The organism is Streptococcus oralis ATCC 35037 (assembly GCF_900637025.1).
Lineage (GTDB): Bacteria > Bacillota > Bacilli > Lactobacillales > Streptococcaceae > Streptococcus > Streptococcus oralis.
Map to the genome: position 1 here is coordinate 565836 of NZ_LR134336.1, position 13921 is coordinate 579756.

Below are 13921 nucleotides of genomic sequence, written 5' to 3' on the forward strand. Positions count from 1 at the left end.
TATATCATGAAAGCCCTTGAAACAAAAGTACCACCTCTCTGTTGTCACAAGTAGAAAGAAATTGTTATGTCTGAACGTAAAATATCTGAAAAATCTCTTGAAAATCTCAGAAAATCAAATCAAGAATCCAATTTTTTAACCAGAGAAGCAATCGAGACGGCTCTTTTGCAACTTCTAGAGAAAAAAGACTTGGCCAAGATCAGTATTTCGGAGCTGGTCAAACGGGCGGGCGTCTCTCGTGCTGCCTTCTATCGTAACTATGACTCCAAAGAAGAGATTTTGGAAAGTGTTTTTAAACGCAGTGTCCATAACATTATGGAACAGTTGAGCCACTACGATGTCAAAACAGACCTTTATCTAGTCTGGGTACACCTTTTCCGCGCAGCCAAGAAAGAAGCCAAGGTTATCCAACTTGCTCTGGACTACCACTTGGAAAAGATTTTTGTCCAAGCCATGCAGGAATTTCTAGAAAAATACCACGGAAAGTCAAAAGGCGTTAGTAGCTACCTTCATTCCTTTTGGAGCTCTGCCATCGTATCGGTTCTGCTCAAATGGATCAAGGATGGCATGAAGGTTCCAGCTGAAAAGATTGCAGATTTACGCTTGCCATTTTTCAAAAAATAGAGGATAAGGAGAAGACTTATGACAGAAAAAAGACTGGCTTGGGATGAGTACTTTGCAGCCCAGGCCTTACTGATTGCCAATCGTTCGACCTGCAAACGTGCAAAAGTGGGAGCTGTCCTCGTTAAGGACAATAAAGTCATTTCAACAGGCTACAATGGTTCCGTATCAGGAACGGAACACTGTATTGACCACGAATGTCTGGTCATTGAAGGTCACTGTGTTCGAACCCTTCACGCCGAGGTTAATGCCATCTTGCAAGGAGCCGAACGAGGGGTTCCAAGAGGATTTACAGCCTATGTGACCCATTTTCCGTGTCTGAACTGCACCAAACAACTGCTACAAGTTGGTTGCAAGCGCGTGGTTTATATCAACCAGTACCGAATGGATGACTATGCCCAGTACCTTTATCAAGAAAAAGGCACCGAGTTAACCCATTTACCATTAGAGACTGTTCAGACAGCTCTTCAAGAGGCAGATTTGATTTAAAAATTAATAAAAATAAATGGTTTAGAAAGCTTTTTAAACCGTTTTTTGATATAATAAGAAGAATAAATTGAAAGAAGGAATTCAGAAAATGGGAAAAATTGAAGTCATTAATCATCCACTCATTCAACACAAATTGTCAATCTTGCGTCGTACAGACACATCTACAAAAGCTTTTCGTGAGCTAGTAGATGAGATTGCAATGTTGATGGGATATGAAGTACTTCGTGATCTTCCACTTGAAGACGTGGAAATCGAAACACCTATCACAAAGACCGTTCAAAAACAATTGGCTGGGAAAAAATTGGCGATTGTCCCAATCTTGCGTGCAGGTATCGGGATGGTAGATGGCCTCTTGAGCTTGGTTCCAGCAGCTAAAGTTGGTCATATCGGTATGTATCGTGATGAAGAAACCCTTCAACCAGTTGAATACTTGGTGAAATTGCCTGAGGATATTGACCAACGTCAAATCTTTGTCGTTGATCCAATGTTGGCAACAGGTGGCTCAGCAATCTTGGCAGTAGATTCGCTTAAAAAACGTGGCGCTTCAAATATCAAGTTTGTCTGCCTAGTATCTGCTCCAGAGGGAGTGAAAGCTCTTCAAGAAGCACACCCAGATGTAGAAATCTTTACAGCAGCCTTGGATGAACGCTTGAACGAACACGGTTATATCGTTCCAGGTCTTGGAGATGCTGGAGACCGCTTGTTCGGTACTAAATAAAATCCCAAAGTAAATAGTGAAACTAGAAGTTCGTTTTTAACTTGAAAGGAGGTTGAGTTTTTGTTTCTGTTTAGAGAATAGAGCAAAAATTTGACCTTTTTTGACCAAGAAGATATAATAGTTCTGTATTGAGTCGTAAGACTAAGAAAATTCAACATTAAAAGGAGAAATGAATGATTCCTGTAGTTATTGAACAAACAAGCCGTGGAGAACGTTCCTATGATATTTACTCTCGTCTTCTGAAAGACCGCATCATCATGCTAACAGGTCCAGTTGAAGACAACATGGCCAACTCCGTTATTGCTCAGTTGCTCTTCTTGGATGCCCAAGACAGCACAAAAGATATTTACCTTTATGTCAATACACCTGGAGGCTCTGTTTCAGCTGGTTTGGCAATCGTTGATACCATGAACTTTATCAAAGCGGATGTCCAAACAATCGTTATGGGGATGGCTGCATCCATGGGTACTGTCATCGCATCAAGTGGTGCAAAAGGCAAACGTTTCATGCTTCCAAATGCAGAGTATATGATTCACCAACCAATGGGTGGTACAGGTGGTGGTACCCAACAGACAGATATGGCAATCGCTGCAGAGCACTTGCTCAAAACTCGTAAGACTTTGGAGCAAATCCTTGCAGATAACTCTGGTAAATCAGTCGAGCAAATTCATGCAGATGCAGAACGTGATTACTGGATGAGTGCCCAAGAAACACTTGAATATGGCTTTATCGATGAAATCATGGCCAATAATTCGTTAAGCTAAGCAACCTAGAAAGCAAACTCGACGGAGTTTGCTTTTTTTGATATAATAGGAGAAGATTTCTTAGAAAGAGGATTCCTCATGTTTGAAAAAACAAATCGATCAGGATTAATCATCTATCTCTACTATAATCGAGATGCAAAAAAAATTCAGGAATACGGTGATATCTGTTACCATTCCAAAAAACATCGTTACTTGCAGCTCTATGTTCCAACTGAGGAGCTAGATGACTTAGTTGAGAGATTAGGTAAGGAAAGATATATCAAGAAAATTAGACGTTGCCATATTCAAGAGCTAGAAACTCCCTTCGTTGGGAATCTCTATCGTAACGAAGAAAACGTTATCATTTAAAAAATTAAATAAATGTATTGACAATTTTCTGATAATTCGGTATATTCTTAACATACTATTTTTTGAAACAACTATAAGGAGATTAAAAATGAAGAAAAAATTTGCCCTATCTTTTGTGGCTCTTGCTAGTGTGGCTCTTCTTGCTGCCTGTGGAGAGGTCAAGTCAGGAGCGTCAAACACAACTGGAAATCCAGTAGACGAAAAAACAATTAAAATCGGTTTTAACTTTGAAGAGACAGGTGCTGTGGCAGCTTACGGTACAGCTGAACAAAAAGGTGCCCAACTTGCCGTAGACGAAATCAATGCTGCAGGTGGAATTGATGGAAAACAAATCGAAGTTGTAGACAAAGACAACAAGTCAGAAACTGCTGAAGCAGCTTCTGTTACAACAAACCTTGTTACCCAATCAAAAGTAGCAGCTATTGTAGGACCTGCGACATCTGGTGCAACTGCTGCAGCTGTAGCTAACGCTACTAAAGCTGGAGTGCCATTGATTTCACCAAGTGCTACTCAAGACGGTTTGACTAAAGGTCAAGATTACCTATTTATCGGAACATTCCAAGATAGCTTCCAAGGGAAGATTATTTCTAACTATGTAACAAACAAATTGAATGCTAAGAAGGTTGTTCTTTATACTGACAACGCTAGTGACTATGCAAAAGGTATTGCTAAATCTTTCCGCGAATCCTACAAGGGTGAGATTGTAGCAGATGAAACGTTTGTAGCAGGTGATACTGACTTCCAAGCAGCCCTTACTAAAATGAAAGGGAAAGAGTTTGACGCTATCGTAGTTCCAGGTTACTACACAGAAGCTGGTAAAATTGTAAACCAAGCTCGTGGTATGGGAATTGATAAACCAATCATTGGTGGTGATGGATTTAACGGTGAAGAATTTGTTCAACAAGCAACTGCTGAAAGAGCATCAAACATTTACTTCATCTCTGGATTCTCAACTACAGTTGATGTTTCTGCAAAAGCTAAAGCTTTCCTTGAAGCATACCGTGCTAAATACAACGAAGAGCCTTCAACATTCTCAGCTTTGGCCTATGACTCAGTTTACCTAGTAGCAAATGCTGCAAAAGGTGCTAAAAACTCAAGTGAGATCAAGGACAACCTTGCTAAAACCAAAGATTTTGATGGTGTAACTGGTCAAACAAGCTTTGATGCTGACCACAATACAGTGAAAACTGCTTACATGATGACCATGAACAATGGTAAAGTTGAAGAAGCAGAAGTTGTAAAACCATAACATTAGAATAGTAATTGAAATGGGGAATGAGCCTTTGACTCACTCCCTGTTTCGGTGTTTATGAACTTGTGAAAATAATGAAATTTTCTAAAAAATAAGGATAGAAAAGAGTGAATGCTATGCTCCAACAACTTGTGAATGGTCTAATTCTGGGTAGTGTTTATGCACTTTTGGCTCTGGGTTATACCATGGTTTATGGAATTATCAAACTCATCAACTTCGCCCACGGTGATATTTACATGATGGGTGCCTTTATTGGTTACTTTTTGATTAATTCTTTCCAAATGGATTTCTTTTTAGCTTTAATTATTTCAATGGCAGGAACCGCACTACTTGGTGTTGTGATTGAGTTTCTTGCCTACCGTCCTTTACGACACTCTACACGTATTGCTGTATTGATTACTGCCATCGGAGTGTCTTTCCTACTGGAATACGGAATGGTTTATCTAGTAGGCGCCAATACTCGTGCCTTCCCTCAAGCAATTGAAACAGTCCGCTTTGACTTGGGACCAATTAGCTTGACAAATGTTCAATTGATGATTTTAGCAGTTTCTGTACTCTTGATGGTTTTATTACAATTGATCGTCCAAAAAACAAAAATGGGGAAAGCCATGCGTGCGGTATCAGTTGATAGTGACGCGGCTCAATTGATGGGAATTAATGTAAATCGTACAATCAGTTTTACCTTTGCTTTGGGTTCAGCTCTTGCTGGTGCAGCAGGTGTCCTCATTGCCCTTTACTACAACTCTCTTGAACCTTTGATGGGTGTGACTCCAGGTCTAAAATCATTCGTTGCGGCCGTACTGGGTGGTATCGGGATTATTCCTGGTGCAGCTCTAGGGGGATTTGTGATTGGCTTGTTGGAAACATTTGCTACTGCCTTCGGTATGTCTGATTTCCGTGATGCTATCGTATATGGAATCTTGCTTTTGATTCTGATTGTTCGACCTGCAGGTATCCTTGGTAAGAATGTGAAAGAGAAGGTGTAAACAATGAAGACAAATCTTAAAGTAAATATTCTCTGGTTATTCCTTCTGTTGGCGGGTTATGGATTGATTAGTGTACTGGTTTCTGCTGGTGTTCTCAATCTATTCCATGTCCAAATTTTAGAACAAATTGGGATTAATATCATCCTTGCAGTAGGCTTGAACTTAATCGTTGGTTTTTCAGGACAATTCTCACTTGGTCATGCAGGTTTTATGGCGATTGGGGCTTATGCAGCAGCGATTATTGGTTCAAAATCACCAACCTATGGTGCTTTCTTTGGAGCGATGGTCTTGGGCGCTTTGATTTCTGGTGCAGTCGCTTTGTTCGTTGGGATTCCAACACTCCGTTTGAAGGGTGACTACCTGGCTGTTGCGACACTAGGTGTTTCAGAAATCATTCGTATCTTTATCATTAATGGTGGAAGTTTGACCAACGGTGCTGCTGGTATCTTGGGTATTCCAAACTTTACCAACTGGCAAATGGTTTATCTATTTGTGGTGATCACAACTATTGCAACTCTCAACTTCTTACGTAGTCCAATTGGACGCTCTACTCTATCTGTTCGTGAGGATGAGATTGCTGCAGAATCCGTTGGGGTAAACACTACAAAGATCAAGATTATCGCTTTTGTCTTTGGTGCTATTACAGCAAGTATTGCTGGTTCACTTCAGGCTGGTTTTATCGGATCTGTTGTTCCAAAAGATTACACCTTTATTAATTCCATCAATGTGTTGATTATCGTTGTATTTGGTGGACTTGGATCGATTACTGGTACCATCGTTTCAGCGATTGTTTTAGGAATTTTAAATATGCTCCTTCAGGATGTAGCAAGCGTACGTATGATCATCTACGCTTTGGCTCTTGTATTGGTCATGATTTTCAGACCAGGTGGACTTCTTGGGACATGGGAATTGAGTCTATCACGTTTCTTTAAAAAATCGAAGAAGGAGGGACAAAACTAATGGCATTACTTGAAGTTAAACAGTTAACCAAACATTTTGGCGGTCTAACAGCTGTTGGAGATGTCACTCTTGAATTGAACGAGGGAGAATTGGTTGGTCTGATTGGACCAAACGGGGCTGGTAAAACAACCCTTTTCAATCTCTTGACTGGTGTTTATGAACCGAGCGAAGGTACTGTGACACTAGATGGTCACCTCCTAAATGGGAAAACTCCCTATAAGATTGCCTCACTTGGTCTCAGTCGTACCTTCCAAAATATTCGTTTGTTCAAGGACTTGACAGTTTTGGAAAATGTTTTGATTGCATTTAGCAATCATCATAAACAACATGTTCTTGCGAGCTTCCTACGCCTACCAGCTTTTTATAAGAACGAGGAAGAATTAAAAAGCAAAGCTTTGGACTTGCTGAAGATTTTTGATTTGGATGGTGACGCAGATACTCTTGCCAAGAATCTGGCCTATGGCCAACAACGTCGATTAGAAATCGTTCGTGCTCTGGCAACTGAACCTAAAATCCTCTTTTTGGACGAACCTGCAGCTGGTATGAATCCACAAGAAACAGCTGAATTGACAGAATTGATCCGTCGTATCAAAGATGAATTTAAAATTACCATCATGCTTATCGAACATGACATGAATTTGGTTATGGAAGTTACTGAGCGTATCTATGTTCTTGAATATGGTCGGTTGATTGCTCATGGGACTCCGGATGAGATCAAGAACAACAAACGCGTTATCGAAGCTTATCTAGGAGGTGAAGCCTGATGTCTATGTTAAAAGTTGAAAACCTCTCTGTGCATTACGGTATGATCCAAGCAGTTCGTGATGTAAGTTTCGAGGTTAATGAAGGTGAAGTTGTTTCCCTTATCGGTGCCAATGGTGCCGGTAAAACAACCATTCTTCGTACCCTTTCAGGTTTGGTTCGTCCAAGTGCTGGTAAAATTGAGTTTTTGGGAAAAGAAATTCAAAAGTTGCCTGCGCAAAAAATCGTGGCAGGTGGCCTTTCACAAGTTCCTGAAGGACGCCATGTTTTCCCAGGTTTGACTGTTATGGAAAACTTAGAAATGGGAGCCTTTTTAAAGAAAAATCGTGAAGAAAATCAAGCCAACTTGAAAAAAGTCTTTTCACGTTTCCCTCGTCTTGAAGAGCGTAAAAACCAAGATGCGGCAACTCTTTCAGGTGGTGAACAGCAGATGCTTGCTATGGGACGCGCTCTCATGTCTACACCTAAGCTCCTTCTCCTGGATGAGCCGTCAATGGGACTTGCCCCAATTTTTATCCAAGAAATTTTTGATATCATTCAAGATATTCAGAAGCAAGGAACAACAGTTCTCCTAATTGAGCAGAACGCCAACAAGGCCCTTGCTATCTCTGACCGTGGTTATGTCCTTGAAACAGGCAAGATTGTCCTATCAGGAACAGGAAAAGAACTCGCAGCATCCGATGAAGTCAGAAAAGCATATCTAGGTGGCTAAACTAGTCTGGGAGACTAGTTTAGGCTGTGGATGGAGATTGCGCACGCAATCCCTCTATAGTCCGAGGGACCTTTTTAGTCGGCAGATAAGGATTGCGTAAGTAATCATACAATCCAGTGGATTGTTTTAGTCGGCGGATAAGAATTGCGTATGCAATTCTCCTCTAGTCTGGGAGACTAGTTTAGGTTGTGGATGGAGATGATAATAGGTTTTCAATACTAATTGCTAGTATCCTTAACAACTGAAAGAAATATAAATAATGATTGCTAACTTGCACATATAGAGCTCTAGATTAGAGCTCTTTTTTGTAAAAGACTCAGATTATTCAAAATCTTGAAAAAGAGATGAAAGCGTTTGATAGATTTTCTAAGAAAGTGTATAATAAAAATAGCAATATAGAAGGAGAAGTCTCATGGCAGTTAAAGATTTCATGACCCGTAAGGTAGTTTATATCAGTCCAGATACGACTGTAGCACACGCAGCAGATTTGATGCGCGAGCAAGGTTTGCACCGTTTACCTGTTATCGAAAACGATCAATTAGTTGGATTGGTAACAGAAGGAACCATTGCGGAAGCCAGCCCATCTAAAGCAACCAGTCTCTCTATCTATGAGATGAATTATCTTCTGAATAAAACCAAAGTAAAAGATGTAATGATTCGAGATGTCGTGACGGTTTCTGGCTATGCTAGTCTAGAAGATGCGACCTACCTGATGCTGAAAAATAAAATTGGGATATTGCCAGTCGTAGACAATCATCAGGTCTACGGCGTCATTACAGACCGCGATGTTTTTCAGGCTTTCTTGGAAATCGCCGGATACGGAGAAGAGGGGATTCGGGTTCGTTTCATTACAGAAAATGAAGTCGGAGTACTGGGGAAAATTGTAGCTTTAATTGTAGAAGAGGATTTAAATATTTCCCATACTGTAAACATTCCACGTAAGGATGGCAAGGTCGTCATCGAAGTTCAAATTGATGGAAAAATCGATTTGACTGCATTAAAGGAAAAGTTTGAAAAAGAAGGAATTCAAGTGGAGGAGATTACTCATACCTCTGCCAAAGTCCTTTAAACAAGAGGCTTTAGAGCCTCTTTTCTTCTGCCATCAAAAGCGGTGAAAAGCAAAATATGGAAAGAAATGAGAGATTATGGTATAATAAAACGATATGAAAAGGAGTATCTATGGACATTTCAGAAATTCGTCAAAAAATTGACGCAAATCGTGAAAAATTAGCTTCTTTTAGGGGGTCTCTTTGACCTCGAAGGCTTAGAGGAAGAGATTGCCATCTTGGAAAACAAGATGACAGAACCTGATTTTTGGAACGATAATATCGCGGCCCAAAAAACGTCGCAAGAATTGAATGAATTAAAAAACACCTACAATACCTTCCGTAAAATGGAAGAGTTGCAGGATGAAGTTGAGATTTTATTGGACTTTTTAGCAGAAGACGAGTCAGTCCATGATGAACTGGTCGAACAGTTGACAGAACTGGATATGATGATGACCAGCTACGAGATGACCCTTCTCTTGTCAGAACCTTATGACCATAATAATGCAATCTTGGAAATCCATCCAGGATCTGGTGGTACTGAGGCACAGGACTGGGGCGATATGTTGCTTCGTATGTATACTCGTTATGGAAATGCCAAAGGCTTTAAAGTAGAAGTCTTGGATTACCAAGCTGGTGATGAAGCAGGTATCAAGTCTGTGACCTTGTCTTTTGAAGGACCCAATGCTTATGGCCTACTTAAATCAGAAATGGGTGTTCACCGTTTAGTCCGTATTTCGCCATTTGACTCTGCCAAACGTCGCCATACCTCTTTCACATCTGTAGAAGTAATGCCAGAGTTGGATGATACCATCGAAGTGGAGATTCGTGAAGATGATATCAAAATGGATACCTTCCGTTCAGGTGGTGCTGGTGGACAAAACGTCAATAAGGTTTCAACAGGTGTGCGTTTGACACACATTCCTACGGGAACTGTCGTCCAATCAACGGTCGATCGTACCCAGTATGGAAATAGAGATCGTGCCATGAAGATGTTGCAGGCTAAGCTCTATCAAATGGAGCAAGAAAAGAAAGCTGCGGAAGTTGATTCCCTTAAAGGTGAGAAAAAAGAAATCACATGGGGAAGCCAAATCCGTTCATATGTTTTCACGCCTTATACTATGGTAAAAGATCACCGTACAAGCTTTGAAGTTGCTCAGGTAGATAAGGTGATGGATGGAGACCTTGATGGTTTTATCGATGCCTACCTCAAGTGGCGAATCAGCTAAGATAGAAAGGAACTCATATGTCAATCATTGAAATGAGAGATGTTGTCAAAAAGTATGACAATGGAACGACTGCCCTGCGTGGTGTATCTGTTACTATTGAACCAGGAGAGTTTGCCTATATCGTAGGACCTTCTGGAGCAGGTAAGTCAACCTTTATTCGAGCTTTATATCGAGAAGTAAAGATCGAAAAAGGAAGCCTATCAGTTGCAGGCTTTAATTTAGTTAAAATTAAGAAGAAAGATGTCCCACTACTACGTCGTAGTGTCGGGGTAGTCTTTCAGGATTACAAACTTTTGCCTAAGAAGACCGTTTATGAGAATATTGCCTATGCAATGGAAGTAATCGGTGAGAGCCGTCGCAATATCAAAAAACGTGTTATGGAAGTATTGGACCTGGTTGGTTTGAAACATAAGGTTCGCTCTTTCCCTAATGAACTCTCAGGTGGAGAGCAGCAACGGATTGCGATTGCTCGCGCGATTGTCAACAATCCTAAGGTATTGATTGCCGATGAGCCAACAGGAAACTTGGACCCAGATAATTCATGGGAAATTATGAATCTGTTGGAACGCATCAATCTCCAAGGTACTACTGTCTTGATGGCAACCCACAATAGCCAGATTGTAAATACCTTGCGCCACCGTGTCATTGCCATTGAAAATGGCCGTGTCGTTCGTGACGAAGCTAAAGGAGAATATGGATACGATGATTAGTAGATTTTTTCGCCATTTATTTGAATCATTAAAAAGTTTAAAACGAAATGGCTGGATGACAGTAGCAGCAGTGAGTTCGGTTATGATTACCTTAACACTCGTTGCCCTGTTTGCATCTGTAATTTTTAATACAGCAAAACTGGCTACCGATATTGAAAACAACGTTCGGGTCATGGTTTACATTCGTAAGGATGTAGCTGATAACAGTGAAACGATTGAAAAAGAAGGTCAGACAGTTACCAATAATGACTACCACAAGGTCTATGATGCTTTGAAAGCTATGCCTGCTGTTAAAAGTGTTACCTTCTCAAGTAAAGAAGAACAGTACGAAAAACTAACGGAAACAATGGGTGACGATTGGAAGGTCTTTGAAGGGGATGCAAACCCTCTCTATGATGCTTATGTCGTTGATACAAATTCTCCGAGTGATGTTAAAACGGTAGCTGAAGAAGCTAAAAAAATTGAGGGAGTATCAGAGGTTCAAGATGGTGGAGCCAACACTCAACGACTTTTTGAACTAGCTTCCTTTATCCGTGTTTGGGGATTGGTTATTGCAGGGCTCTTAATTTTTATCGCAGTCTTCCTCATTTCCAATACCATTCGTATCACTATTATTTCACGTAGTCGTGAGATTCAGATCATGCGTCTTGTAGGAGCGAAAAATGGCTATATCCGTGGTCCATTCTTGCTAGAAGGTGCTTTTATTGGCTTGCTTGGTGCAGCAATTCCTTCAGTCCTTGTATTCTTTGTTTACAATATGGTTTATCAATCGGTCAATAAATCCTTGGTAGGTCAAAACTTGTCAATGATTACGCCAGATGTGTTTATCCCTCTGATGACAGTCCTATTATTTATAATCGGAATTTTCATTGGTTCAATTGGTTCAGGGATTTCAATGCGTCGATTCTTGAAGATCTAGTTGGATTTAAATGCAAATTGCAGAACAAATCAGAAAAATAATACATATTTAAAAGAGAAGTTTTCGTAAACTTCTCTTTTTCCTTTCTAAAAATTAAAAAAATAGACAATTTTTTTATAAAAGCCTTTACAAAAAAAATAAAAGTGGTATAATTAATACATAACCAAATGCAAACGTTTTCGTAAAACGTTTGCCTAAATAAAATAAAGGAGATTTGAATGATGAAAGCTACATTCAAAAATGTCTTGTCTTTCGAATTTTGGCAAAAATTCGGTAAGGCTTTAATGGTGGTTATCGCCGTTATGCCAGCGGCGGGATTGATGATCTCAATCGGTAAATCAATCGTGATGATCGACCCAAACCTTGCTCCTCTAGTGATTACAGGTGGAATCCTTGAGCAAATTGGTTGGGGGGTTATCGGTAACCTTCATATCTTGTTTGCCCTTGCTATTGGGGGAAGCTGGGCAAAAGAACGTGCAGGTGGTGCATTTGCAGCCGGACTTGCCTTTATCTTGATTAACCGTATCACAGGTACTATCTTCGGTGTTACAGGTGATATGTTGAAAAACCCTGAAGCAATGGTTACTACTTTCTTTGGTGGTTCAATCAAGGTTGCTGACTACTTTATCAGCGTTCTTGAGGCACCAGCGCTTAACATGGGGGTTTTCGTAGGGATTATCTCTGGTTTTGTTGGGGCAACAGCTTATAACAAATACTACAACTTCCGTAAACTTCCTGATGCCCTTTCATTCTTCAATGGTAAACGTTTCGTACCATTCGTCGTTATTCTTCGTTCAACTATTGCTGCAATTGTACTTGCTGCCTTTTGGCCAGTAGTTCAAACAGGTATCAACAACTTTGGTATTTGGATTGCCAACTCACAAGAAACTGCTCCAGTTCTTGCACCATTCTTGTATGGTACTTTGGAACGTTTGCTCTTGCCATTCGGTCTTCACCACATGTTGACTATCCCAATGAACTATACAGCTCTTGGTGGAACATACGAAGTGTTAACTGGTGCTGCAAAAGGAACACAAGTATTTGGTCAAGATCCACTTTGGCTTGCATGGGTAACTGACCTTGTTAACCTTAAAGGTTCAAATGCTGACCAATACCAACACCTTCTTACAACAGTCACTCCAGCTCGTTTCAAAGTTGGACAAATGATCGGTTCATTTGGTATCTTGATGGGTGTCATCGTTGCTATCTACCGCAATGTTGATGCTGACAAGAAACACCAATACAAGGGTATGATGATTGCGACAGCCCTTGCAACATTCTTGACAGGGGTTACTGAACCTATCGAGTATATGTTCATGTTCATCGCAACACCGCTTTACCTTGTTTATTCAGTAGTTCAAGGTGCTGCCTTTGCTATGGCAGATATTGTTCACCTTCGTGTCCACTCATTTGGTTCAATTGAATTCTTGACTCGTACACCATTGGCAATTAATGCTGGTATTGGTATGGATATCGTTAACTTTATCTGGGTAACTGTTCTCTTTGCGGTTATCATGTACTTCATTGCCAACTTCATGATCAAGAAATTCAACTACGCAACTCCAGGACGTAACGGAAACTACGAAACAGCTGAAGGAGCATCAGAAGAAGCAGCTCCTGGAACTCCAAAAGTTGCAGCAGCTTCTCAAGCCGTAAATATCATTAACCTTCTTGGTGGTCGTGCAAATATCGTAGATGTGGATGCATGTATGACTCGTCTTCGTGTAACTGTTAAAGATGCAGATCGCGTTGGTACTGAGGAACAATGGAAAGCAGAAGGAGCTATGGGTCTTGTCATGAAAGGACAAGGTGTCCAAGCTATCTACGGACCAAAAGCTGACGTATTGAAATCTGATATCCAAGATATTCTTGACTCAGGTGAAATTATTCCTGAAACTCTTCCAAGCCAAATGACAGAAAACCAACAAAATACTGTACACTACAAAGGTGTAACTGAAGAAGTTTACTCAGTAGCTGACGGTCAAGTTGTTGCTTTGGAACAAGTGGAAGATCCAGTTTTTGCTCAAAAAATGATGGGTGATGGATTTGCAGTAGAACCAGCAAATGGTAACATTGTATCTCCAGTTACTGGTACTGTATCAAGTATCTTCCCAACAAAACACGCTCTTGGTCTTGTCACTGACTCAGGTCTTGAAGTGCTTGTTCATATTGGTTTGGATACAGTAAGTCTTGAAGGAAAACCATTTACTGTTCATGTCTCTGAAGGACAAAAAGTGGCTGCTGGTGATCTTCTTGTTACAGCTGACTTGGATGCTATTCGAGAAGCAGAACGCAAAACATCAACAGTGGTTGTCTTCACAAATGGTGATGTCCTCAAATCAGTTAAATTAGAACAAACAGGTTCTCTTGCAGCTAAAACAGCAGTTGCTAAAGTAGAATTGTAA

The 13921-nt window shown here is 40.5% G+C and carries 15 protein-coding genes; all 15 read left to right on the forward strand.

Annotation, left to right across the window (positions count from 1 at the left end; translation table 11 throughout):
* Nucleotides 1-66 precede the first annotated feature (66 nt).
* The 15 genes from EL140_RS02840 (at nt 67) to EL140_RS02920 (ending at nt 13921) form a co-directional block, all read left to right on the forward strand.
* On the forward strand, nt 67-624 hold the full coding sequence (locus EL140_RS02840; protein WP_000003897.1) for a TetR/AcrR family transcriptional regulator: 558 nt from the start codon (nt 67-69) through the stop codon (nt 622-624).
* An 18-nt stretch (nt 625-642) separates the two neighbouring features.
* Nucleotides 643-1110: a deoxycytidylate deaminase gene (locus EL140_RS02845; RefSeq protein ID WP_000136994.1), complete on the forward strand. Its 468-nt coding sequence runs from the start codon at nt 643-645 to the stop codon at nt 1108-1110.
* Between the two features lie 88 nt (nt 1111-1198).
* Nucleotides 1199-1828, forward strand: a complete 630-nt coding sequence (gene upp, locus EL140_RS02850; protein WP_000515974.1) for a uracil phosphoribosyltransferase — start codon at nt 1199-1201, stop codon at nt 1826-1828.
* Nucleotides 1829-2001: 173 nt separating this feature from the next.
* Nucleotides 2002-2592 carry an ATP-dependent Clp protease proteolytic subunit ClpP gene (clpP, locus tag EL140_RS02855; protein ID WP_000613467.1) on the forward strand — a complete coding sequence of 197 codons (591 nt, stop codon included), beginning with the start codon at nt 2002-2004 and terminating at the stop codon, nt 2590-2592.
* Nucleotides 2593-2670: 78 nt separating this feature from the next.
* On the forward strand, nt 2671-2940 hold the full coding sequence (locus EL140_RS02865) for a YlbG family protein (RefSeq protein WP_000462100.1): 270 nt from the start codon (nt 2671-2673) through the stop codon (nt 2938-2940).
* 88 nt (nt 2941-3028) lie between these two features.
* Entirely contained in the window at nt 3029-4189 is a 1161-nt protein-coding gene (locus EL140_RS02870; RefSeq protein WP_000726132.1) for an ABC transporter substrate-binding protein, read from the forward strand.
* 119 nt (nt 4190-4308) lie between these two features.
* The gene (locus EL140_RS02875; protein ID WP_000941413.1) at nt 4309-5178 is read left to right on the forward strand and encodes a branched-chain amino acid ABC transporter permease; all 870 of its coding nucleotides are present in this window, start codon (nt 4309-4311) and stop codon (nt 5176-5178) included.
* 3 nt (nt 5179-5181) lie between these two features.
* Nucleotides 5182-6138 (forward strand): branched-chain amino acid ABC transporter permease, encoded by a 957-nt coding sequence (locus EL140_RS02880; protein WP_000856260.1) that lies wholly within the window; start codon nt 5182-5184, stop codon nt 6136-6138.
* Nucleotides 6138-6902, forward strand: coding sequence for an ABC transporter ATP-binding protein (locus EL140_RS02885; RefSeq protein WP_001186014.1), 765 nt, complete (start codon nt 6138-6140; stop codon nt 6900-6902). The genes EL140_RS02880 and EL140_RS02885 overlap by 1 nt, the downstream gene beginning before the upstream one ends.
* On the forward strand, nt 6902-7612 hold the full coding sequence (locus tag EL140_RS02890) for an ABC transporter ATP-binding protein (protein WP_000062204.1): 711 nt from the start codon (nt 6902-6904) through the stop codon (nt 7610-7612). Before EL140_RS02885 ends, EL140_RS02890 begins: the two co-directional genes overlap by 1 nt.
* A gap of 412 nt (nt 7613-8024) precedes the next feature.
* Entirely contained in the window at nt 8025-8681 is a 657-nt protein-coding gene (locus tag EL140_RS02895; protein ID WP_000268644.1) for a CBS domain-containing protein, read from the forward strand.
* Nucleotides 8682-8791: 110 nt separating this feature from the next.
* Nucleotides 8792-9887, forward strand: a protein-coding gene (prfB, locus tag EL140_RS02905; protein ID WP_126475664.1) for a peptide chain release factor 2 whose coding sequence is annotated in 2 segments (ribosomal slippage) — nt 8792-8863 and nt 8865-9887 — 1095 coding nt in all. Because the reading frame shifts where the segments join, the coding sequence is not laid out codon by codon here.
* Between the two features lie 17 nt (nt 9888-9904).
* A complete protein-coding gene (ftsE, locus tag EL140_RS02910; protein WP_000022272.1) occupies nt 9905-10597 on the forward strand; it encodes a cell division ATP-binding protein FtsE in 693 nt (230 codons plus the stop codon).
* Entirely contained in the window at nt 10590-11516 is a 927-nt protein-coding gene (gene ftsX / locus EL140_RS02915; protein ID WP_000625558.1) for a permease-like cell division protein FtsX, read from the forward strand. Before ftsE ends, ftsX begins: the two co-directional genes overlap by 8 nt.
* A gap of 218 nt (nt 11517-11734) precedes the next feature.
* Nucleotides 11735-13921: a PTS transporter subunit IIBC gene (locus EL140_RS02920; RefSeq protein ID WP_000973831.1), complete on the forward strand. Its 2187-nt coding sequence runs from the start codon at nt 11735-11737 to the stop codon at nt 13919-13921.

Bases quoted from the DNA above. Each gene is read 5' to 3' on its own strand.
- EL140_RS02840 (WP_000003897.1), top strand. From the start codon at position 67: ATGTCTGAACGTAAAATATCTGAAAAATCTCTTGAAAATCTCAGAAAA.
- EL140_RS02845 (WP_000136994.1), top strand. From the start codon at position 643: ATGACAGAAAAAAGACTGGCTTGGGATGAGTACTTTGCAGCCCAGGCC.
- upp (WP_000515974.1), top strand. From the start codon at position 1,199: ATGGGAAAAATTGAAGTCATTAATCATCCACTCATTCAACACAAATTG.
- clpP (WP_000613467.1), top strand. From the start codon at position 2,002: ATGATTCCTGTAGTTATTGAACAAACAAGCCGTGGAGAACGTTCCTAT.
- EL140_RS02865 (WP_000462100.1), top strand. From the start codon at position 2,671: ATGTTTGAAAAAACAAATCGATCAGGATTAATCATCTATCTCTACTAT.
- EL140_RS02870 (WP_000726132.1), top strand. From the start codon at position 3,029: ATGAAGAAAAAATTTGCCCTATCTTTTGTGGCTCTTGCTAGTGTGGCT.
- EL140_RS02875 (WP_000941413.1), top strand. From the start codon at position 4,309: ATGCTCCAACAACTTGTGAATGGTCTAATTCTGGGTAGTGTTTATGCA.
- EL140_RS02880 (WP_000856260.1), top strand. From the start codon at position 5,182: ATGAAGACAAATCTTAAAGTAAATATTCTCTGGTTATTCCTTCTGTTG.
- EL140_RS02885 (WP_001186014.1), top strand. From the start codon at position 6,138: ATGGCATTACTTGAAGTTAAACAGTTAACCAAACATTTTGGCGGTCTA.
- EL140_RS02890 (WP_000062204.1), top strand. From the start codon at position 6,902: ATGTCTATGTTAAAAGTTGAAAACCTCTCTGTGCATTACGGTATGATC.
- EL140_RS02895 (WP_000268644.1), top strand. From the start codon at position 8,025: ATGGCAGTTAAAGATTTCATGACCCGTAAGGTAGTTTATATCAGTCCA.
- ftsE (WP_000022272.1), top strand. From the start codon at position 9,905: ATGTCAATCATTGAAATGAGAGATGTTGTCAAAAAGTATGACAATGGA.
- ftsX (WP_000625558.1), top strand. From the start codon at position 10,590: ATGATTAGTAGATTTTTTCGCCATTTATTTGAATCATTAAAAAGTTTA.
- EL140_RS02920 (WP_000973831.1), top strand. From the start codon at position 11,735: ATGATGAAAGCTACATTCAAAAATGTCTTGTCTTTCGAATTTTGGCAA.